This window comes from Paenibacillus sp. SJS-P3 (assembly GCF_056711585.1).
Genome location: NZ_CM160043.1, coordinates 2,973,199 through 2,994,262 on the forward strand (window position 1 = coordinate 2,973,199; position 21,064 = coordinate 2,994,262).

The window sequence follows — 21,064 nt, forward strand, 5'->3', positions numbered from 1 at the left end:
CACATGACTTCTGTAACCAGCGCTTCTTATTTCTTGCCGGCTGCATCCGATGCGGCCGCAGCCATTGCAGCTGCCGCATCGGACGGCAGCGCCGGAATGTCTGCAGCCGCCGACTTCACGCCTGCTGCAGGAACGCGGGAAGTGAGGCTTTTCATCAGCGCGTTGACGTCGATTCCGGCGACGCTCTTCAGCATTTCCGGCGCTGTCGCCATCAGATCCGTCACGTAGTTGCTGAGACGGGCCGCCCCGGCTCCATTGCCCGTATCGACGACCGTCAGCTTATCGATGGCCTTGATCGGCTCGGCTACCTTGCCGGCCAGCTCCGGCAGCATCTTGACGATAATGTCGAGCACGGCCGCTTCGCCGAACTTCTCGAACGCCTGCGCCAGCTTTTCCTTGGCTTCCGCTTCGGCCAGGCCGCGCAGCCGGATGACTTCGGCTTCAGCCGTACCTTTGGCCCGCTGGGCGTCGGCTTCGGCCTGGCCCGCCAGCCGTTTCTGCTCCGCATTCGCGCGAGCCTCGGCCTCGATCCGATACTTCGTGGCATCCGCAGCGTTGATCTGCTTGGCCTTTTCCGCTTCGGCAGCCTGCTCGACCGCATAACGATCGGCGTCGGCTTTTTTCTTCACTTCGGAATCGTACTGCTTCTCGCGGCGAAGGATTTCCTTCGTCTCGAGATCGATTTCGCGTTCCTTGCGGACGAGCTCGACCTTCATCTGCTCCTCCACGACCTGCTGTTTGATCCGCGCTTCCTGGATCGTATATGCCTGGTCGGCATCGGCCTTGGCCGTATCCTGGTCCTTCTTGAAGGAAGCGACCTTGAGCTGATTCTCCTTGGAAGCCTCTGCGATATTCGTATCGCGCAGCAGCTCCGCCTTCTGCCCTTCCTCTTCGGCTTGAGCTTTCTGGATTCGAGCGTCGCGCACCGCTTGCGCCTCGGCGATTTCCGCATCTCTCTTGACCGCGGCGATCCGCGGCTTGCCGAGCGCATCGAGGTAGCCATGCTTGTCGCGAAGATCCTTGATCGTGAAGGAGACGATCTGCAGCCCCATCTTCTTCAGGTCCTTGGCCGCTACGGATTGAACCTCCTGGGCGAACCGGTCCCGGTTGCGGTACACTTCCTCCACCGTCATGGAGCCGAGAATCGCCCGCAGATGGCCTTCGAGAACTTCCTGGGCCTCCGACTTCAGAGCTTCAACCGGCTTGCCCATGAACTGTTCGGCTGCCGTCGCCACATCCTCGATCGAGCCGCCGATCTTGATGATGGCGACTCCGTCCGCCATGACCGGAACGCCCTGCTCCGTATAGACCTCGGGAGTGGATACGTCAAGCTTCATGGACAGGAGGGACAAGAACTCCGCCCGCTGGAATACCGGCAGGATGAAGGCGCCTCCGCCGCGGACGATCTTGATCTTGCGGCCTGACTCGTCGGACGCGACATTGCTCGATCCGAGGAACGTACCCGTGACGATCATCGCCTCATCCGGGCTGACCGTCTTGTACCGTGCCCAGAAGGCAAGACCCAGTACAACAATGACACCGACAACGATAGCAGGAATAACCAAATAATCTGGAATCAAACCCATTTCCCCTCTCTCATTTCAAAATGGATACCGCCAAGGCATCCGGCTTCACCTCGACGACGACGACCTTGCTTCCGGTTGGAATATCGGTCCCGTCGAAGCTTTCGGCCGTATGGTTCGTCACTCCCGCTCCGATCCGCACCAGCACTTCGCCGCAGCCGTGGGCCGGAATGGCCGTCAGCACCTCGCCGATCGATCCGCCCAGCTCCTGCATGGAGTACCCCGAAGTTGATTCGGAGTTGTGCATGGGCCTCACATACAGGAAGAACACGAGCAAGGAGCATGCCGCCGCAGCGAGGATGGACAGGAGCGCAATGCCGGAGGCCGGGAGGCTCGAATACTTCTCCAGCATTAGTCCCGCTCCGCCAAATGCCGTAATGGCGCCGGCAGCGGCAGCCGGCTGGAAAATATGATGTCCGTCCACGGACAGGAAATCGAGCGCCCCGTCCAGGAAAGAACCGAGTATATCCCCCAGCACCACGCTTACGACGGCAAAAAGGACGCCGAAGGCTAGGCATGACAGGTAAACCGTTTCCATCCCGTACCTCCCCATATTTGGTATCTAATGTTAACTTCCCGGTACTCTATACGCTGCAACCGGCCATTTGTTTCACAACTTAGACATTTTCTTGTCGAAAATTTCGGACCGCCTCACAATTGGATCCGTATCCGGGCCATGCGCCGTTTGCCGGCTTGCAAGACATCTCCTTCGCGCGGCTCCACGACCGCTGAGACATCCTCCAGCTTCACCCCGTTGAGCTTGACGGCTCCTTGCTGAACGCTTCGGCGGGCTTCGCTGCCCGACGGCAGCAGATCCAGCACGGTGAGAAGCTTTACGAGCCGGATCTTGCCCGCTTCCAGCTCTGCCGCATGCAGGACGGCTTCCTCGATATCATCCGGCAGGGCGCCTTCCGAGAATATCGCGCGAAAACGCGATTCGGCCGAGTCAGCCGCTTCCAATCCATGGAACAGGCGAACGAGCGCGCGAGCCAGCATCAGCTTGGCATCCCTTGGATGCAAAGTGCCGTCCGCCAATCCGGATGCCACGGGCGGCCAAGCGATCCGAGTCCATATCCGTGGCCAGCTCGAAATATTTGGGCATGAGGCCATCCGGTATGCTCATCGCTTTGCCGAAGATCTGATCCGGCTCCTCCTGGATGCCGATGTAATTGCCGAGGCTCTTGCTCATTTTCTGAACGCCGTCGAGCCCTTCGAGGATCGGCATCGTGATGGCGGTCTGCTGCCGCTTGCCGTATTCCTTCTGCAGACTCCGGCCCATGAGCAGATTGAACTTCTGATCCGTCCCGCCCAGCTCGATGTCCGTCTCGAGGGCGACCGAATCGTATCCCTGCATAAGAGGGTAGAAGAACTCGTGGATGCTGATCGGCAGGTTGGATTTGTACCGCTTCGTGAAGTCGTCCCGTTCCAGCATGCGCGCAACCGTCGACTTGGCCGCGAGGCCGATGACATCGTTGAAGGTGAGCGGCGACAGCCATTCGGAGTTGAAGCAGACCGTCGTCCGCTCCGGATCGAGCACCTTGTAGATCTGGTCCTTGTACGTCTGGGCGTTATGCCGGACATCCTCTTCGGACAACGCCTTGCGGGTCTCCGACTTGCCCGACGGATCGCCGATCCGGCCGGTGAAGTCCCCGATGAGCAGCTGGACCTCATGTCCGCATTCCTGGAACTGCCGCAGCTTCTGGAGCACGACGGTATGGCCGATATGAATATCCGGAGCCGAGGGATCCAGTCCCAGCTTCACCTTCAAAGGAATGCCCGACGCCACCGACTCCTCCAGCTTCTCCCGGAGACCGCTTTCCGGAATGATCTCAGCCGTTCCCCTCGCAAGGATCGCCAGCTGCCGCGCAACCTCCTGCTGCTGCTCCGAGGTCAGCTTCGATCCGGGCCGCTGTCCATTCTGATCCCTGCTCTCCTGCTGGTTCATTTTTCTTTGTTCCCCTTTCTCTGATTGGCGCCCATGGCGCGGAAAACGCAAAAAATCCTTCTCGTCCGAAGGGACGAGAAGGATTAGCTCGCGGTACCACCCTTGTTGGAATTCGCGCCGCCTGCGCATGCTATGCCAGGCAAAGCCAAATGAATTCCCACTTCGTTGAACATAACGGAAGGCTGCTTCCGGGACCGGGCTACGCGCCGGGCTGACAGCCCGAGGTTCCCCCGGCCGGCTCAGGGCTGTAATTCACGCGGACGGGGCGTCCCGGTTCGCACCTGCCACCGGGTCTCTGTGGACGCCTGCCGTCCGGCTACTGGATGCCCATCCACGCCGTTGGCCGTATGGTCCGCCGGCTCCTCCGAGCCGTGCGGAATCGTTTTGCAAGTTATATCATGCCCCGCGAAGAGTGTCAACTTCCAAGCTTCGGCAGCAACAGCCGGAAAGGGGGAGATTTCATCGATGGAAACGACATCTGATGCCGGGTTCCGGCGACATGTGCTATAATAGCTGTGCTTACTTGGAGGAGGAAAGGTACATATGGCTCAAGAGCATGAACAAGCTCCCAGGCGCAGCGGCTGGAGGACGTTCGGTCTTGTCGTGTGGATCACGGCGAAATGGCTGATCATCTTCGGCATTACCGGCGCACTGTTTGCCGGCGGCATCGCGACCGGATATGTGGCCGCCCTGGTCAAGGACGATCCCGTCCGGCCCGGCAGCGAGCTGGAAGCCATGGTCAACGAGAATGCCCTGACCGGCTTCGTTTATTTCAACGACGGGACAACCCCCGTAGGACAGCTCAGGACAGACGAGGACAGGCGTCTCGTCGACCTGCAGAACATCCCGCAATCCGTCATCGACGCTCTGTTGTCGACGGAAGACAGCAATTTTTATTCCCATATCGGAATCGACTACATGGGCTTCGGCCGCGCCGTCAAGCAGAAGCTGCTCAATGAAAGCAGCCAGACCGGCGGCAGCACGCTCACCCAGCAGGTAGCAAGAAGGGTATTTCTCAGCCTCGACCGCACCGATGCGCGCAAGGTCAAGGAAATCCTGCTCTCCATCCGGATGGAGCGATATTTGACGAAGGACCAGATCCTCGCGGCTTACTTGAACAAAATGCCGTTCGGCAACGGTTCTTCCGGCTACAATCTGTACGGAATCAAATCCGCGGCGATCGGAATCTTCAACATCTCCGATCTCAGCAAGCTCAATCTGGCTCAATCCGCTTATCTGGCAGGCCTTCCGCAGCTGCCGTCGTCCTATTCGGCCTTCAACGGCAAGGGCGTGTTCAACCCGGACGGATTCCGGAGAGCCACGGCAAGGCAGAAGACCGTCCTGTCCCGCATGCTCGTCACCGGCCGCATTACCCAGGCCCAATACGACGAGGCGATCGCCTTCGATCTCAAGAGCACGCTCGCCCCGCACAAGGAGAAGGCCTATAACACCTTCCCTTATCTGATGCTTGAGACGGAGCGGGAAGCGGCAACGATTCTCGCCATGAAGCAGAACCCGAATCTCAAGAAGGGCGATCTGGCCAAGACGGAAAATGCCGAAATTCTGGCCAGCGCGCGCGAGCAGCTGCTCCGTTCCGGCTACCGGGTGTTCACGACGATCGACAAGGTGATCTACAACAACATGCGCGAAGTCGCGAGCAACCCGGACAACTTCGGACCGGCCAGCAAGACCAAAGGCCCCGAGCAAGCCGCCGCGATCATGATCGACCACCGCAGCGGCGCCGTTCTCGGCATGATGGAAGGGCGCGACTTCAACATCGAGCAAATGAACTATGCGACGCAGATGACGCGCCAGCCAGGTTCCGCAATGAAGCCGATCGGCGCCTATCTGCCGGCGCTCGAAGCCGGGCTGGTCCAGCCGGCCAGCGTCATCGACGACTCGCCGATCATTCTCAAGGACGGCCAGAAGGGCTTCCATATCCCGATGAACGCGAACAAGAAGTTCAACGGTCTCGTTACGGCACGGGAAGCTCTCAACCGCTCGTTGAACACGCCAGCCCTCAAGCTGTTCCTGGACAAGGTGACCATTCCGAAAGCTTGGGACTTTGCCCGCTCTCTCGGCATTTCTACCCTGCAGCCTAGCGACGACAACGCTCAAACGGGTGTCATCGGAGGCCTGAGCAAGGGCGTGACCGTCGAAGAACTGACCGATGCCTATGCGACAATCCCGAACGGCGGCGTCTACAATGAGCCGTTCATGATCAGCAAGATCGTGGATTCGGAAGGCCATATCGTCTATCAGCACGAGATCAAGCCGAAGCGCGTTTATTCCGAGCAGACCGCTTTCCTGATGACGGACATGCTGCGCACGGTCATCTCGGACGCAAGCGGCACGGCTCACAGTCTGACAAGCGGCTTCAAATCCTACGGAAAGATTCCGATCGCGGGCAAGACCGGCTCCACCCAGAGCTATGGCGACGTCTGGTTCATGGGCTTCACGCCGGACATCACGCTGGGCGTATGGGCCGGCTACAAGGAGCAGAAGAACGTGCTCCTCAAGGACTCCCATTCCAGGGCGCGCTCGCTCTGGACCGAGATCATGAACCAGACGGTCGCCGACAGGCCCGAGCTGTTCAAGACGGAGGCATTCCCGAAACCGGACGGGCTCGTCAAAGCGACCGTCTCTACCGTCAGCGGGATGCTGCCGAGCGATCTGATCCGCTCCCGCGGCCTGCTCGTCACCGACTGGTTCAACAAGAAATACGTCCCGACCAAAGTGGACAACGTTCTCGGCAGCATGTCCTTCATTACCTACAACGGCGTCAATTATATCGCCCAGGACACGACTCCATCCGACTTCGTCTTCACGAAGACCGTCATCAAGAGGGAAAAGCCGCTTGGCGAACTGATGGATGAAATCAACAAAGCCCAGCAAGCTATGCCGGACGAATATCGCAGGCCGCTGTCGGCCTTCATCCCCAAGGATGCGACCGACGACGCGCCGTCCATGGTAGATCCGCGCCAAGATGACGGCGCCGCTCCTTCCGCTCCTTCGAACGTTTCGCTGGAAGCGGTGAACGGCGCTTACCGGATTTCATTCGCGGCAAGCCCTGAGAAGGATGTCGTCGGCTATCGGCTGTACCGCTCGCAAGGACGCGGCTTCAGCAAGCACGGGGAATCCATTCTGACGGGCAGCACGCTGTCCTTCTCCGATCGCTCCGGCTCCCTGCTGTCGTCCTATTATGTGACCGCAGTGGACGTAGGCGGCCATGAGTCGGCGCCAAGCACGACTGTAAGCCCGTTTGGCGCGGTCCTTCCCGGAGTTCCCGGCGATACCGGCCAAGGCGGCGACAACGGCGGTGTCGGCACCGATAACCCCGGAGGCGTGACGCCTCCGGACCCGGGAGCGACAGTTCCAGAAGCGACCCCTCCCTCCGCTCCCTCCGCTCCTGCCGGTCTGAATGTATCCGTCGACGGCCAGACCGTCAAGCTGAGCTGGACCTTGAATGCCGATACCGAGGGCGTAACCCGCTATGAGGTGTACTACAGCCCCAACAATGACGGGAACTATCAAAGCATCGGCTCCGCTACGACCAACAGCTTCTCGGCTATGATGGCCAGCACGGCAGGCACGTACCGGATCAATGCGGTCAACGCCGCCGGAGCTTCTCCTTACTCTTCAGCCGTCGTTTACGGCTACTGATCGACAAGGAAGGTTTCGCAACCTGTCCGACTCGACAAAAAAACGCCCCTCAAGGGCGTTTTTTTGTTGCAGCCCTACCAGGTCTGCGAAATAAACAGCCTCCCGGCAATCCGCCGAGAGGCTGTTGAGCTTGCTTAGTCTTCAATGGTGGAAAGATCGCCTGTCGGCAGGTTCAATTCCCATGCCTTGAGCACGCGCCTCATGATCTTGCCGCTGCGCGTCTTGGGAAGCTTATCCTTGAATTCGATCTCGCGCGGGGAGGCATGCGCCGACAGACCGATTTTGACGAAGCGGGCGATATCCGCCTTCAGCTCGTCGGAAGGCTCGAAGCCTTCGCGCAGCGAGATGAACGCCTTGATGATCTCGCCGCGCATCGGGTCGGGCTTGCCGATGACGCCGGCTTCGGCGACCGCCGGATGCTCCACGAGCTTGCTCTCCACCTCGAACGGGCCGACGCGCTCGCCGGAGGTGTTGATGACATCGTCGATCCGGCCCTGGAACCAGAAGTAGCCTTCATCGTCCCGATAAGCCGAATCTCCGGAAATGTACCAGCCCGGAATGTGGAAGTATTCCTCGTACTTGGAAGGATTGTTCCAGATTGCGCGCATCAAGGACGGCCATGGCGTGCGGATCGCCAGATTGCCCATCTGGAACGGCGGCAGCTCGTTGCCGGAATCGTCGATGATCGCCGCTTGGACGCCCGGCAGAGGACGGCCCATGGAGCCCGGCTTGATCTCCATCGCCGGATAGTTGCAGATCAGCTGGCCGCCGGTTTCGGTCATCCACCATGTATCATGGATGCGCTGGCCGTACACCTTGAGGCCCCAGCGGACCACTTCCGGGTTCAGCGGCTCGCCGACGCTGAGCACATGGCGCAGGGAGGACAAGTCGAACTGGGTCGACACGTCGTCTCCTGCCCCCATCAGCATCCGGAATGCAGTCGGGGCGCTGTACCATACCGTGACGCCGTAGCGCTGGATCGTCGTGTACCAGTCCTGAGGACTGAACCGGCCGCCGCGGATGACGTTACTCGCTCCGTTGAGCCACGGCGCGAAAATGCCGTAGGACGTTCCCGTCACCCAGCCCGGGTCGGCCGTGCACCAGTAGACGTCGTCTTCCTTGAGGTCAAGGACGACCCGGCCGGTGTGGTAATGCTGGATCATGGCGTTGTGGACATGGTAGACGCCTTTCGGCTTGCCTGTAGAACCGGAAGTATAGTGGAGAAGAAGTCCGTCCTCGCGGTCCACCCATTCGATCTCGGCTTCGTCGGAAGCGGCCTTCATTTCCTCATGGTAGGAAATGGTGCCCTCCGGGTTCTCCGACGGGCTGACGACGAAGATATGCTTGAGCTCGGGAAGCTCGTCGCGCTTGATGCGCGGAAGAAGCGCGGGCGTCGTCACGATCGCCGCCGCTCCGCTGTCCGCGAGCCTGTCCTTGACCGCTGTCTCCATGAAGGCCTCGAAAAGAGGTCCTACGACGACTCCGGTCTTGAGCGAGCCGAGAAGGGCTACGTACAGTTCCGGAGTGCGCGGCATGAAAATGAAAAGCCGGTCTCCCTTGGCCAGGCCGTACTTGCGGAGAACGTTGGAAAAGCGGTTCGACAGCAGGCTGAGCTCCTCGAATGTATACGATTCATCCCGCTCCGGGTCGCTGTAATGCAGAGCGGTCTTCTGCCCTCTGCCTTCTCCGATATGGCGGTCGATAGCCTCATGAGCCATGTTGACCTTGCCGGTCTCGTGCCAGGTGAAATGCTTCTCCACCTCGCTCCAGTCAGAGTCCCGGTACGATTGCTCGTAATCGGCCATATTGGGAGATTTCGCGGTTACAGCCAGCTTTTCCTGATGGTCAATCGACATGCTAATCACCTTCCATAGTCGTCGTCTTTTTAGGGCGGATGGAAATCGGATGCGCTTTCAAACATAGGGTAAAACGCAGTCCATGTCGCCAACTAGTATAGCATAATGGAAATGTATGCGCCTACTTCTATCGAAATTTCCCCCTTTAGCTTGAAAAATCCCCCTCTTGCGGAAGGACCGTCCTTTTCATCCCTACTTTTTTCTGCTATAAGTGATAAGAGGCTAAGGCGGCTTGCCGCTTTGCCACTAGAAGCTTGAAGGAGCGATAACGTTGGAACATATCAAGCGTTACCATTCCCAAACGATACCTTTTCAAGGCAGAAGCTTGGATATAGAGGGTCCCGTCGAGCCCGGACGCCTGGCGGACTGGACGATGCATCCGGGACTGAACGCATTCCGCCGGCCGACCGAGCAGCAGACCGCCCTGGTGGAGATCGCAGGCCTGCCGGAAGGCCGCATCATTGTAGCGCGAGACGGCAAAGTCGTCGTCGGATATGTGACCTTCCACTATCCGGACAAGCTCGAGCGCTGGTCGGAAGGCGGCATGGACGATCTGATCGAGCTTGGGGCGGTTGAAGTCGCAGCCGAATACCGCTCGGTCGGGCTTGGCAAAAAAATGATCCAGCTCGCCTTCATGGAAGATCAGCTGGAGAACAGCATTATTTATACGACCGAATATTATTGGCATTGGGATCTGGAGGGAACGGGACTCGGCATCTGGGAATACCGCTCCATGATGGAGAAGCTGATGAAGTCCGTAGGCATGGTCTGGTACGCGACGGACGATCCCGAAATCTGCTCGCATCCGGCCAACTGCCTGATGGTCCGCATCGGCAAGCAGGTTCCGCTCGATTCCGTGGAGCAGTTCGACCGGGTCCGGTTCAGGCAGCGGTTCATGTACTGACGCGCTCAGGAGGAAGATCATGAAGGATACAGCCCTATTCATCCGTTCATCCGGCGCGAGCCGGTATAAATTCAATGATGAGCATCCCTTCAATCCGATTCGTCTGGAGCTCGCCAGCTCCTTGCTGGAAACGGCCGGCGCTCTTTCTCCCGACATGATTATGGAAGCGCCTTCCGCGCAGAACCTCGAGCTTGAGCGGATCCACCGCGCCGATTACATGGATGCGGTCCGCAAGCTCAGTGTTCCGGCTCCGCATCCCGATTCCCTCGCCTTGGCTGCCCGGTACGGATTGACTACGGAGGATACGCCTTATTTCGAAGGCATGCATGAGGCCGCCGCTGCCTTATGCGGCGGCTCCATCCTTGCGGCCGAATCCGTCATGTCGGGACGGGCCGTGCATGCTTACCATATGGGAGGCGGCCTGCATCATGCGTTTCCGGGTCATGGCTCCGGCTTCTGCGTCTATAACGATGCTGCCGTGGCCATCGCGGCCGTGAAGGATAAATACAAGGCGCGGATTCTATATATCGATACGGACGTCCACCATGGGGACGGGGTCCAATACGCTTTCTACGAAGATCCCGATGTGTTCACGTATTCCATTCATGAGACCGGCAAGTACTTGTTCCCCGGAACCGGCTTCACGCATGAGAAGGGCATCGACAAAGGATATGGAGCCTGCTGCAACGTCCCTCTACAGCCTTACACGGAGGATGAATCGTGGCTGGAGGCGTTCTCGGAGTCGATCACTCGCGTCGCGAAGGCGTTCAAGCCGGATCTCATCATCAGCCAGCACGGCTGCGACGCGCATGCCTTCGATCCGCTCTCTCATATTCATTGCAGCATGAGGATCTACCTGGATATGCCCCGCATCATCCATGAGCTCGCCCACGAGCATTGCGGCGGACGCTGGGTCGCTCTCGGCGGAGGCGGATACGATCTGTGGAAGGTCGTTCCAAGAGCCTGGTCTCTCGTCTGGATGGCGATGTCCGGCCATGAGTTGTCGAACCGGCTCGCTGCCGCTCCTTCCTCCCCCGCTCCGCTCCCGGAGCAATGGCTGCGCCGCTGGCAGCCGCTTTGTCCGGAGCCGTTGCCGGAACATTGGCTCGATCCACTCGACATCTGGGAGCCTATGCCGAGGCGCGAAGAAATCCGCCTTCAGAACCGCGCCGCCTGGGAACTGGCCGTGCAGGACTTTTAGCGGCCGCGTCCTCCTGGCAGGAACGAAGCTCTCGTCCGATAGCAGGTTGCCGCCACCCTCCAAGGATCGTCTGCGCAATTGAAAAAAGCCCCATCCTTCCAAAGGGAAGAATGAGGCTGCCGAACGAAGATCAAGCCTGCTGCAGACTGCGTACCATGCCTTCGACGACGGCATAGGACTGGCCAGCGGCCAGCACGGTGAATTCGGCGAAATTCATATGGGCGCTGCCGTCAGCCTGATCCGACATGGAACGGACCACGACATAGGGAATGCCGTTCATATGCGCGACTTGAGCAACGGCAGCGCCTTCCATCTCGGCGCAGGCGCCTTGGAAGACGTCGCGAAGGCTTTGGACCTTGTCGCGGCTCGCGATGAACTGGTCGCCCGACAGGACGATTCCTTCGAGCACGCGGCCCTTCACCGCATCGCGGCTCGCTTGGACAGCAAGCCTGCGCAGATCCTCATCCGCCGGAAAGACGGAGATTTCCTGGTAAGGGATCGCCCCCGGAGCGAAGCCGAGTGCCGTAACGTCCATATCATGCTGGACGCAAGCCGTGGACACGACGATGTCTCCGATAGTCAGGCTGGAATCGACCGCGCCTGCCACACCCGTGAACAGGATGCATTCCGCCCCGAGATCGATGAGCGCCTGCGTGCATACGGCGGCATTGACCTTGCCGACGCCGGACTTGACCGCGATGATGTTCATGCCATGGAGCGTCCCGCGATAAAACACGAGGCCGGCCTTGACCGTCTCCGATTCCATCTGCGCATGGCGATGAAGGAGCTCCAGCTCCTCCGCCATCGCTCCGATGATGCCGATCGTGCGGTAGGTTCTCATTGCTTCGGAGCTCCTACCGACTGCCGTTTGACGAACTCATGAGGGAGGATCACCTTGGACTGCTCGACCGGCTCCTTTTTCATCAGCTTGGTCAGCAGGCGCATCGACACGGCGCCGATATCATACATCGGCTGGGCAACCGCAGACAGCTGCGGACGCACCATGGAAGCCATGCGGCTGTTGTCCACGCTGATGACGGAGATGTCCTGCGGCACTTTGAGCCCTCTGTCCTGAATGGCATGGATAGCCCCGATAGCCATCTCGTCCGTTGCCGCGAATACAGCTGTCGGAAGCTTGTCCTTGGCGAGGAAGTGGTTCATCGCTTCCACTCCGGACTCGTACCGGTAGTTCCCGATGCGGACCTTGTCCTCGTTGTAGGCGATGCCGTTCTCTTCCAAAGCGCGTTTGTAGCCGTGGAACCTCGCATATCCGTTCGACGGATCCTGCAGCGTGCCGCCGATCATAGCGATGTCGGCATGCCCTTGGTCAAGAAGATGCTTGACCGCATCATGCGCGGCATCTTCATGGTTGATGTCCACCGACGCGATGGTTCCCTGCTCGTCCGTCGTCGCACAAAGCACGACAGGCACGTTCGCCGTCTTGAACGCCTGAAGATGCTCCTCCGTCACGGCGCCTCCCATGAACAGCAAGCCGTCGACCTGCTTCTCGAGAAGCGTATTGATGACGCGGATCTCCTTGTCCTTGCGCTTGTCCGCATTGCAGAGAATGATATTGTAATGGTACATGTTCGCGATGTCTTCGATGCCGCGGGCCACCTCGGCAAAGTTGGAATTGGAGATGTCAGGAATGACGACACCGACCGTCGTCGTCTTTTTGCTCGCAAGTCCCCTGGCTACGGCATTCGGGCGGTATCCGAGCCGTTCGATCGCCTCATAGACCTTCTTGCGGGTCTGCGGCTTGACATTGGGATTGTTGTTGACGACCCGGGATACCGTAGCCATCGACACTCCCGCTTCTCTTGCTACATCGTAAATGGTTACAGTCACGGTTCCTTCTCTCCATTGTAAACGAATTTATTGGCAGGCTTTACCCCTTTACATTACGGTAATCATACGACAAATACCGTGCTTATGCAATGTCAGCGAGCATTCTCGGACAGCGCCGTTTCCGTGATATTCCAATGGGAAGCGTTCCATTCCGCCTTGCCGTCCCGGATCAGGATCGCTTGCGGAGAAGCATGCTTCACCTCGAGCTCTTCGGCGATGGCATTGGATACCGGACGCTCCTCGATGACGCGGACGAGAGCCGTCTCGACTCCTTCTCCCTTGGTTCCTTCATGCCAGCGGGTCCATTCCTCGATGGCGCCTGCGCTCACCGAACAGCTTGTGCTGTGCTTGAATACGAGCACCGGCTTCTCGTGGGAAAGCTCCAAAATCCGTTTCCAATCTTCCATCGTGTGCAATTGCTTGCTGCTCATACGCCACACTCCTTATTGTCGTCTATCTGGCTGGGGTCTTTCGGGCTTCCATCGGCTATGTATGCATCATGCAGCGGCTCAGCTGGCCGAGCCTCTTCTCGATTTCCTGCCTCCATGCCTCGTCTCCGACCGAACCCGCGATAAGCAGCAGCTCCAGCAAGGAATCGATCCGTTCGCCGACGATCTGCTGCACAGCCGCGGGATCCGGACTCCTTCGCTTCGAAGAAGCTTCTACCAGTAAATCTGCCCACTCGTTAAGCTCGTTAAACAAGAAGGTCTGCTTGCCCGGCTCTTCGCCAAGCTGGCCGATCAAGCCGGTCAGATCCGGCTTCACCTCGGGAAGCACCTCGCTGCGGCCGCAGCCGGCGCACGAATAAATGGGAACATTGTCGATTTCCACTTTATTCGAGTAGATAACCGTCCTTAATTTCATGTTCATTTTATGGCCGCAAGAACAGGTTTTATGCATCGGAAAGTCCGCTCCTTCGTCAACGCGCCTGCTCATATCCGCTTCAAGCCCCTGATGGGGCGGGGAGGAAATCAGCACGGGCGCAGTGTCGCTCGCCTCCTTACTTCGACCTTTTTCGCCTGTTTTCCTGCCTGAAGGGCACATGCAATTTCTGTAAAATAAAATCGGCTGCCATGACTTCCCTATCGCCCGCGGAGCGGCAGGATCAGGAAGCCGTTTGCGCCTCCGGGCAGGCTGCCTTACAATGAACCGAGAACCTGGCCTATCCCGAAACAGGCCCTTACAGAGGAGGAATGCAAGTTGACCTTGCAAGGAAAGCGCGTCATCTGCCTGATCGACGATGAATTCGAGGATCTCGAGCTGTGGTATCCCGTGTACCGCGTACGCGAAGAAGGAGCGGAGGTTCTGTTCGCCGGTCCGGAAAAAGGAAAGGTCCATATCGGCAAATACGGCGTGCCGGCAACGGCCGATCTGTCCTATGGCGAGATCGACGCCGGCGGCATCGACGGTCTTCTCGTCCCGGGAGGATGGGCGCCCGACAAAATCCGGCGGTACCCCGAAGTGCTGAAGCTCGTGCAGGACATGGACGCCAGCGGCAAGCCGATCGGCCAGATCTGCCATGCGGGCTGGGTGCTCGTTTCCGCCAAAATCCTGCAAGGCCGCACGGTGACCTCGACTCCCGGCATCCGGGACGACATGGAGAATGCAGGAGCACGCTGGGTGGATGAAGCGGTCGTCGTCGACGGAAACCTGATCTCCGCTCGCCGTCCGCCTGACCTGCCGCCTTATGCGAAGGCATTTGTGGAGGCGCTGAAGCAGCGCAGCTGACAAGATCCTGTTCCTAGCGAATGGAATGCCAAAGAACCCTTGCCGATGCAAGGGTTCTTCGTCATCTGCCGCCATTTTGCTTCCCGCTGCGGTTATTCGCTTCCCGCTGCGGTCATTTGCTTCCAGCTGCCGTCACTCGCTTCCCGCAGCAGTCCTGACTTTGGAGCCGTCTGCGTTATCCCTGCTTTGCTCCAGCAGCCGCTTGACCTCGGAGGTCGTGCCGCAAGCCATCACTTCCGCATATACGTTCCGGCTGTCCCGCTGTGTGGTCTGCAGCAGCCGCTCCTTGACATGGAGAATGGAATGGGATGACATGCTCAGCTCGTCGACATCCATGCCGAGCCAGACGGGAAGCGCCCTGGCGTCTCCGGCCAGCTCGCCGCATACGCCGACATGGATGCCCGCCGCCCGGGCAGCCTCCACCGTCGTCCGCAGCATGCGCAGAACGGCTGGATGGAGCGGTTCGTACAGATGCGAGATTTTATCGTTCATGCGGTCGACAGCCAGCGTGAACTGGACGAGGTCATTCGTCCCGATGCTGAAGAAATCGACTTCCCGGGCCAGCAGGTCGGCGATCATGACAGCAGCCGGAAGCTCGATCATGATTCCTGCAGGTATCGCCTTGTTATAGGGCTTTCCCTCCGCCTCGAGCTCCTGCATCGACTCGCGGAGCAGAGCGTTGGCAGCCCTGACCTCCTCCACGGAAGAGATCAACGGGTACATCACCTTCACATTCCCGTAATGGGATGCCCTCAGGATCGCCCGCAGCTGGGTCTTGAACAGATCCTTGCGGTCGAGGCTGATCCGGATCGCCCGGTAGCCGAGGAACGGATTCTCTTCCTCCGGAAGCTCGAAGTAGTCGAGATGCTTGTCGCCCCCGATATCGAGCGTGCGGATAATCAAAGGCTTTCCGTCCAGCTTCTCCGCTACGCTCCGGTAAACCTCGTACTGCTCCTCTTCCTTGGGGAAGCGGGTGCGGTCCATATACAGGAACTCGGTCCGGAACAAGCCGACGCCATGCGCTCCGCTCGTGAGGGCGACTTCAAGCTCCTTGAGCGAGCTGATATTGGCCGACAGCTCCAGATGCTTGCCGTCCGGAGTCGACGTGTCGAGATGGGCGATGCCGAGCAGCCGGTCATGCTCTTCGGTCTGACGGCTGCGCAGAGCCGCGAACGCCTGGACAGCTTCCTCGCTCGGATTGAGCTCCACATGCCCCGTAGATCCGTCGATGATCAGGAAATCACCGGTCGCGATGCTCTCCTCCAGCCTGCTGTCGAGCCCCACGATGAGCGGAATGCCGAGCGCCCGCGCCATGATCGCGGAATGCGAGGTTGTGCTGCCGCCGAAAGTAGCGATGCCGAGCACGTTCTGCGGATTGATATGGGCAAGCTGCGAAGGAGACAGCTCCTTGGCCACGAGGATGTACGGCTGCGTGTCCGAAGGCAGCGTGATCTCGGGCGCGCCGAGCAGATGCTTGAGGAGGCGGTTGCCGACATCCTTGATGTCCAGCGCCCGCTCCTTCATGTATTCGTCATCCAGCAAGTCGAACATCGTGACGAAATGGTCGATCGCTTCCTTGACCGCCACCTCGGCCGCTTTGTACTGCCGCTCGATCATCCCCTGGATCTCGTTCATGAAGACGGGATCGTCGAGTATCGCGAGATGCGCATCGAAAATGCTTCGCTCATCCGGACCGACAACTTCCCGCAGCTCATCCTTCATCTGCTCGATCTCGACCTTGGAGGTGCGGATGCCTTCGTACAGCCGCTCGAATTCACGGGCGAGATCCGCAACGTCGATTCTTTGCTCCGGCAAATCCCATTCCCAGTTCGGCAGGACAAAACATTTCCCGATCGCGATCCCGGAAGAAGCTCCGATTCCTTGCATCATGGCCTAATCCCTCCAACATGACTATCCTTGCGTTCTTTCAGCATCACGGACATGACCGACGACTGCCCCTTCTTCACCGACTTGAAGGCTCCGAAGCCCCAGGAGCGGACCAGCTGGGAATTCGTGATGACCATCGGAGTGGCCAGCGACTTGCATTGCGCACGCAGCTTCTGCAAATCAAAGGAAATGAGCAGCTGGCCCGGCGCAACGTCGTCGCCTTCCTTCACGGCTGCCTGGAAATAGCTGCCGTCCTTGAGCGAGGAAGTATCGATTCCGATATGGAGCAGCACCTCCAGACCTTCCTCGGTGCGGAGGCCGATGGCGTGCATCGTCGGATATAAAATGATGACCTTGCCGCGCACCGGCGCAACCAGCTCGCCCCGATCCGGCAGGAAGGCGACTCCGTCTCCGACAAGCTTGCCGGAGAAGATCGGATCCGGAACCTCCTCCAGCGGAATCATCCTGCCTTGAACCGGAGAGCTGAATAAAACCTGGGCGGAATCCCGCTGCATCGTCTTGACGATTTCTTCCCGGATCAGCTCCGAGAACGTGCCGAATACGATCTGCACGTTGCCTCCGCCGAGCCGGATGACGCCGGCGGCTCCAAGATCCCGCAGCGCCGTATTGTCCAGCAGGCGATCGTTCTTGAGCTTCAACCTCAGGCGCGTAATGCAGGCTTCCATCGTATCGAGGTTTGCTTTGCCTCCGATCGCCTGGAGGATGAGCGGCGCCCTGGACGGGATATCCTCGGCCCAGTCGTCGAGAGCCGATCCTTCCTCGCGGCCCGGCGTAGGGATCCGGAAGCGCCGGATCGCCCAGCGGAACAATCCATAGTACAGAATGAACACGATTACGCCGATCGGAAGCAGCAGCCATCCCTTCGTTGCCAGGTGCATGTTCAGGATGTAATCGATGGCTCCGGCCGAGAAAGAGAATCCGTGCAGGATGCCCAGCTCGTATACGAGCCACATGATGACGCCGGACAGCAGCGCATGGATGACGAACAGGTAGGGCGCGACGAATAGAAAGGCGAATTCGACCGGCTCGGAGACGCCGGTCAGGAACGACGCGAGCGCAGCCGTCAGGAACGTCTTGCGGATCTTCGGCTTGAGGTCCTCCCTTGCTTCCTGGATGATGGCGATGGCGATGGCCGGGAGCGCGAACATCATCGTCGGGTACAAGCCCGCCATGAACGCTCCGGCTGTCGGGTCTCCCGCAAAAAAGCGCGGCAGATCCCCGTTCACCATCTCGCCTGACGGCAGCCGGTAGCCGCCGACCTGGAACCAGAAAACGTGGTTGAGCAGATGATGAAGCCCGAACACGACAAGAATGCGGTGCAGGAAGCCATACAGGAATACCCCGAAGCCTCCCGCCGAGGATACGACGTCTCCGAGCAGCAGCAGCCCTTTGCCGAGCAGCGGAGCGATTCCGATCATCGCGACCGAGAACAGCACGGAGACGAAGCTGACGAAGAGAGGGACGAAACGAGGCCCTCCGAAAAATTGTATGTATTCGGGCAGCCGGATAGATTTGAATCGTTCATAGCTGTATCCCGAAAGCATGCCGATGAGCGCTCCGATCAGGACGGTCGGCTCGATATCGTAGTGGCTGTACTTGACGATGCCCGTATAGATGAACATGCCCGCCAGCGCCGACAAGGCCGATGCTCCCCCATTGCTGGAGGTTCCCCAGGCAACGCCGGCAGCGAACAAATACGGCAGGAAGGCGAACAGCGAATAGCCGGCAACGGATAAATATTCCCCTAGCGACGGCAGTCCGACCGTTTCCCATGGAAGCGTGCTTAAGCTCAGGCAGATGGCTGCGGCAGGCAGAATGATCATCGGCAGCATGACCGCACGGCCGAGCTGCTGCAGATTGCCCATGAATTTCATGCTGGACCTCCTATTCCGATCGCTCGCGCGTCCGCATATGACGGCTCCGCCCGAGGTCTATGAGTATGGTAAGCGTTTCATTTCCCTTTGTCAAAAGCAAAAAGGCAGGCCCTCAAGGTCCTGCCCCATGCCGGCACATTCGAGAAAGGCAGCGTCGCGAGGCAGACGCTCCTCCAGTCAGGCTAGCCGCCGATCGCCGGCCGGAGAATGGAATCCTCGACCTTGATGCAGCGGTCCATGATGACCGTCAAGCCGCCCGCTTGGGCGATGTCGGCCGCTTCCTCGCTGTAGACGCCGAGCTGCAGCCAGAGCACCTTGGCGCCGGCTTGCACCGCTTCGCGGGCGATCGCAGGCGTGAACTCGCTGCGCCTGAAGACGTTCACGATGCCGATCGGTTCCGGCACGTCCAGCAGCGAGGCGTAGCTGGTTTCGCCGAGTATGGCGGGAGCGGCGGGGTTGACCGGAATGATCCGGTAGCCCCGCTCCTTCATGGCGGCGGATACGGAATGGGATGTCCGCTGCGGGTTGTCGGACAATCCGACTACGGCAACGACGGGATTCTGTTCGAGAAGCTTCTTGATTTCGTCCCTGGCGGGATTTTCAAAAGCCATTGCAAGCCCTCCTTTCAAGTTAACTTAACCATGCAAGAGGATATTTACTTGGATTCCGTCCATTCCACCTGCGCGCCGAGCGCCTGCAGATGATCGAAATAGATCGGATAGGACTTCGCGACATGATGCGCATCCTTGATCCGCAGCGGCTTGCGGCAGCGCAGGCCGACGACAGTCAGCGCCATGATGACCCGGTGGTCGTAATGGGCGTTGATCTCGACGCCGCCCTCGAGCCCTTCCGGCTTGCCATGCACGATGATCTCGTCGCGCTTCTCCTCGACGTCGGCTCCGGCCTTGCGAAGCTCCGCCAAGTAGTCGGTGATGCGGTCGCATTCCTTGTAGCGGAGATTCTCGACATTGTAGAACCGGGAGGTGCCTTCGGCGTGGACGGCTGCCGCGACCATGGCCAGCACCGCGTCGGTCGCCGCATCCCCGTCGAATTCAACCGCCTTGAGGCGTCCGTTGCCGCGGACCCGGATGTCGCCGTCCTTATGCTCCAGAGGCACCTCCATCATGCGGAGCACGTCGACGACCGCGCGCTCGCCCTGGCGGCTCTTCTCCGGCAATCCATGGATGACGATATCCGAGCGGGTGACGGCGGCCGCCGCGAGCACTGCAGCCGATCCGGGATAATCCCCCTGAACCCGGTATGTCCGCGCGGCATAGCGCTGTCCTCCAGGAATTCGGTAGCTCATGAGATCTTCGGACGCTTCGATGACGATTCCCGCCTCCTCCAGCACTTCGAGCGTCTGCCCGATCACGACTTTGGACTTGAGGTCGTGCAGCACCTCGATCTCGCTGTCCTCCTCCAGGAGCGGCGTCAGGAACAGCAGCGCGCTCAGGAACTGCGAGCTGACGCTGCCCGATACGGTGATGCGGCCGCCCTTGGCGCTGCCGCCGCGGATCGTGATCGGCAGCTTGCCTTCATGATCGTCCACCTCGACGCCCATCTGGCGCAGAGAGTCGATCAGGTCATGATGCGGGCGCTTGCCGAGCGAGTCGGGATATGCGTTCACGAACGTCACCTCCGGGCTGAGAGCGGCAATGCCCATCAGGAAGCGGAGCACCGCTCCAGCGTTGCCTACATCCAGCTCCTTCACGTCGCGCGGACGGCTGCCGAAGCCCTTGATGACGATCTTCTCGTCATCTTCCTGCAGCTCGGCCCCAAGGTCGCGGATGCAGCGGCGCATGGCGTCGCTGTCCTCGCTATGCGCCGGATAGTAGATCGTGCTGGTTCCTTCGGCCAGGGCGGCGACAAGCAAATACCGCGTCGTGTAGTTTTTGGATGAAAGCGCCTGGATGCTGCCCTTGAGCTCCGGCGTAGGCGTTACGATCACGTCCATTGGAGTGTATTCCCCTTTATGCTGGATTGAATGGAATTATTCTGAAACGCGGTAAAGCCCTGAAGTCCCGAGATAGCCCGACAACACGGATTCGGCGACGGCATCGGGATCCAGGCCGTCCGTATCCACGCTCAGCTGGGCGAAGTCGTAGGCTCCGCTGCGGGCTTTCATAAGCTCGCGCACTTTGGCTGCCGGGTCTCCGGCAAGCAGAGGTCTGGCCGTGTCGCCGGCGACCCTCTCCACGATGACGGCTTCGCTTGCGCGCAGCGCGGCCACGAAGCCATGCCGCAGCATCAGCTCGCGGTTCGCTTCCGACAGCACCGTTCCTCCGCCCGTGGCGATGACGAGGGGCGTGTCCGCTGTCAGCAGCCGGGTCAATGCCCGGGTTTCCGCTTCGCGGAAATAAGGCTCGCCATGCCGGGCGAACAGCTCCGCGATGGAGCAGCCTTCCTCGGCGACCACTTCGGAATCCGTGTCGGTCCAGCCATATCCAAGCCGTCCGGCAAGCTGTCCCGCGACGGTGGATTTGCCGGTTCCCATGAAGCCCACGAGAACGATTTTGCTGCGCGAAGGCTGATCTTCTCCGACCACCGATGCTCA

General features: G+C 59.6%; 16 protein-coding genes and 1 pseudogene. 4 read left to right on the forward strand and 13 right to left on the reverse strand.

Annotation, left to right across the window (positions count from 1 at the left end; genetic code table 11):
• Positions 1 to 26: 26 nt before the first annotated feature.
• The 3 genes and pseudogenes from AC06G8_RS13735 to tyrS all read right to left on the reverse strand — a co-directional run bounded on the left by AC06G8_RS13735 (position 27) and on the right by tyrS (position 3,528).
• The gene (locus AC06G8_RS13735) at positions 27 to 1,586 is read right to left on the reverse strand and encodes a flotillin family protein (RefSeq protein ID WP_480283098.1); all 1,560 of its coding nucleotides are present in this window, start codon (positions 1,584 to 1,586) and stop codon (positions 27 to 29) included.
• Positions 1,587 to 1,596: 10 nt separating this feature from the next.
• Positions 1,597 to 2,121: an NfeD family membrane protein gene (locus tag AC06G8_RS13740; protein WP_447661311.1), complete on the reverse strand. Its 525-nt coding sequence runs from the start codon at positions 2,119 to 2,121 to the stop codon at positions 1,597 to 1,599.
• A gap of 113 nt (positions 2,122 to 2,234) precedes the next feature.
• Positions 2,235 to 3,528 (reverse strand): annotated as a pseudogene (gene tyrS, locus AC06G8_RS13745) (tyrosine--tRNA ligase).
• A gap of 543 nt (positions 3,529 to 4,071) precedes the next feature.
• On the opposite strand from tyrS, the gene AC06G8_RS13750 reads away from it, so the two are divergent.
• On the forward strand, positions 4,072 to 7,191 hold the full coding sequence (locus tag AC06G8_RS13750) for a transglycosylase domain-containing protein (RefSeq protein WP_480283099.1): 3,120 nt from the start codon (positions 4,072 to 4,074) through the stop codon (positions 7,189 to 7,191).
• Positions 7,192 to 7,325: 134 nt separating this feature from the next.
• Here the strand turns inward: AC06G8_RS13750 and acsA are convergent, their stop codons facing one another.
• The gene (gene acsA / locus AC06G8_RS13755; protein WP_480283100.1) at positions 7,326 to 9,047 is read right to left on the reverse strand and encodes an acetate--CoA ligase; all 1,722 of its coding nucleotides are present in this window, start codon (positions 9,045 to 9,047) and stop codon (positions 7,326 to 7,328) included.
• Positions 9,048 to 9,318: 271 nt separating this feature from the next.
• On the opposite strand from acsA, the gene AC06G8_RS13760 reads away from it, so the two are divergent.
• Positions 9,319 to 9,951: a GNAT family N-acetyltransferase gene (locus tag AC06G8_RS13760; RefSeq protein WP_480283101.1), complete on the forward strand. Its 633-nt coding sequence runs from the start codon at positions 9,319 to 9,321 to the stop codon at positions 9,949 to 9,951.
• 19 nt (positions 9,952 to 9,970) lie between these two features.
• On the forward strand, positions 9,971 to 11,152 hold the full coding sequence (locus tag AC06G8_RS13765) for an acetoin utilization protein AcuC (RefSeq protein WP_480283102.1): 1,182 nt from the start codon (positions 9,971 to 9,973) through the stop codon (positions 11,150 to 11,152).
• Positions 11,153 to 11,282: 130 nt separating this feature from the next.
• On the opposite strand, the gene AC06G8_RS13770 is transcribed toward AC06G8_RS13765, so the two are convergent.
• The 4 genes from AC06G8_RS13770 to AC06G8_RS13785 all read right to left on the reverse strand — a co-directional run bounded on the left by AC06G8_RS13770 (position 11,283) and on the right by AC06G8_RS13785 (position 13,870).
• Positions 11,283 to 11,993, reverse strand: a complete 711-nt coding sequence (locus tag AC06G8_RS13770; protein WP_447661317.1) for a 5'-methylthioadenosine/adenosylhomocysteine nucleosidase — start codon at positions 11,991 to 11,993, stop codon at positions 11,283 to 11,285.
• Positions 11,990 to 13,000, reverse strand: a complete 1,011-nt coding sequence (gene ccpA, locus AC06G8_RS13775) for a catabolite control protein A (RefSeq protein ID WP_447661318.1) — start codon at positions 12,998 to 13,000, stop codon at positions 11,990 to 11,992. The genes AC06G8_RS13770 and ccpA overlap by 4 nt, the downstream gene beginning before the upstream one ends.
• 92 nt (positions 13,001 to 13,092) lie before the next feature.
• Positions 13,093 to 13,431 carry a bacillithiol system redox-active protein YtxJ gene (gene ytxJ / locus AC06G8_RS13780; protein WP_447661319.1) on the reverse strand — a complete coding sequence of 113 codons (339 nt, stop codon included), beginning with the start codon at positions 13,429 to 13,431 and terminating at the stop codon, positions 13,093 to 13,095.
• Between the two features lie 55 nt (positions 13,432 to 13,486).
• The gene (locus AC06G8_RS13785; protein WP_447661320.1) at positions 13,487 to 13,870 is read right to left on the reverse strand and encodes a hypothetical protein; all 384 of its coding nucleotides are present in this window, start codon (positions 13,868 to 13,870) and stop codon (positions 13,487 to 13,489) included.
• A 330-nt stretch (positions 13,871 to 14,200) separates the two neighbouring features.
• Between AC06G8_RS13785 and AC06G8_RS13790 the strand changes: the two genes are divergently transcribed.
• Positions 14,201 to 14,728 carry a type 1 glutamine amidotransferase domain-containing protein gene (locus AC06G8_RS13790; protein ID WP_447661321.1) on the forward strand — a complete coding sequence of 176 codons (528 nt, stop codon included), beginning with the start codon at positions 14,201 to 14,203 and terminating at the stop codon, positions 14,726 to 14,728.
• Between the two features lie 132 nt (positions 14,729 to 14,860).
• Here AC06G8_RS13790 and ptsP read toward each other — a convergent pair whose 3' ends face one another.
• From ptsP to AC06G8_RS13815, 5 genes are all read right to left on the reverse strand, one after another.
• Positions 14,861 to 16,618: a phosphoenolpyruvate--protein phosphotransferase gene (ptsP, locus tag AC06G8_RS13795; protein WP_447661322.1), complete on the reverse strand. Its 1,758-nt coding sequence runs from the start codon at positions 16,616 to 16,618 to the stop codon at positions 14,861 to 14,863.
• Positions 16,615 to 18,510, reverse strand: coding sequence for a glucose PTS transporter subunit IIA (locus AC06G8_RS13800; RefSeq protein WP_447661323.1), 1,896 nt, complete (start codon positions 18,508 to 18,510; stop codon positions 16,615 to 16,617). Before AC06G8_RS13800 ends, ptsP begins: the two co-directional genes overlap by 4 nt.
• A 182-nt stretch (positions 18,511 to 18,692) precedes the next feature.
• On the reverse strand, positions 18,693 to 19,121 hold the full coding sequence (locus tag AC06G8_RS13805) for a CoA-binding protein (RefSeq protein ID WP_447661324.1): 429 nt from the start codon (positions 19,119 to 19,121) through the stop codon (positions 18,693 to 18,695).
• Positions 19,122 to 19,165: 44 nt separating this feature from the next.
• The gene (gene aroA, locus AC06G8_RS13810; RefSeq protein ID WP_447661325.1) at positions 19,166 to 20,464 is read right to left on the reverse strand and encodes a 3-phosphoshikimate 1-carboxyvinyltransferase; all 1,299 of its coding nucleotides are present in this window, start codon (positions 20,462 to 20,464) and stop codon (positions 19,166 to 19,168) included.
• Positions 20,465 to 20,500: 36 nt separating this feature from the next.
• A complete protein-coding gene (locus AC06G8_RS13815) occupies positions 20,501 to 21,055 on the reverse strand; it encodes a shikimate kinase (protein ID WP_447661326.1) in 555 nt (184 codons plus the stop codon).
• Positions 21,056 to 21,064 lie beyond the last annotated feature (9 nt).

Excerpts from the sequence above, each read along its gene's own strand:
- AC06G8_RS13735 (WP_480283098.1), bottom strand. The coding sequence starts at position 1,586 with ATGGGTTTGATTCCAGATTATTTGGTTATTCCTGCTATCGTTGTCGGT.
- AC06G8_RS13740 (WP_447661311.1), bottom strand. The coding sequence starts at position 2,121 with ATGGAAACGGTTTACCTGTCATGCCTAGCCTTCGGCGTCCTTTTTGCC.
- AC06G8_RS13750 (WP_480283099.1), top strand. The coding sequence starts at position 4,072 with ATGGCTCAAGAGCATGAACAAGCTCCCAGGCGCAGCGGCTGGAGGACG.
- acsA (WP_480283100.1), bottom strand. The coding sequence starts at position 9,047 with ATGTCGATTGACCATCAGGAAAAGCTGGCTGTAACCGCGAAATCTCCC.
- AC06G8_RS13765 (WP_480283102.1), top strand. The coding sequence starts at position 9,971 with ATGAAGGATACAGCCCTATTCATCCGTTCATCCGGCGCGAGCCGGTAT.
- AC06G8_RS13770 (WP_447661317.1), bottom strand. The coding sequence starts at position 11,993 with ATGAGAACCTACCGCACGATCGGCATCATCGGAGCGATGGCGGAGGAG.
- ytxJ (WP_447661319.1), bottom strand. The coding sequence starts at position 13,431 with ATGAGCAGCAAGCAATTGCACACGATGGAAGATTGGAAACGGATTTTG.
- AC06G8_RS13785 (WP_447661320.1), bottom strand. The coding sequence starts at position 13,870 with ATGAACATGAAATTAAGGACGGTTATCTACTCGAATAAAGTGGAAATC.
- ptsP (WP_447661322.1), bottom strand. The coding sequence starts at position 16,618 with ATGATGCAAGGAATCGGAGCTTCTTCCGGGATCGCGATCGGGAAATGT.
- AC06G8_RS13800 (WP_447661323.1), bottom strand. The coding sequence starts at position 18,510 with ATGAAATTCATGGGCAATCTGCAGCAGCTCGGCCGTGCGGTCATGCTG.
- AC06G8_RS13805 (WP_447661324.1), bottom strand. The coding sequence starts at position 19,121 with ATGGCTTTTGAAAATCCCGCCAGGGACGAAATCAAGAAGCTTCTCGAA.
- aroA (WP_447661325.1), bottom strand. The coding sequence starts at position 20,464 with ATGGACGTGATCGTAACGCCTACGCCGGAGCTCAAGGGCAGCATCCAG.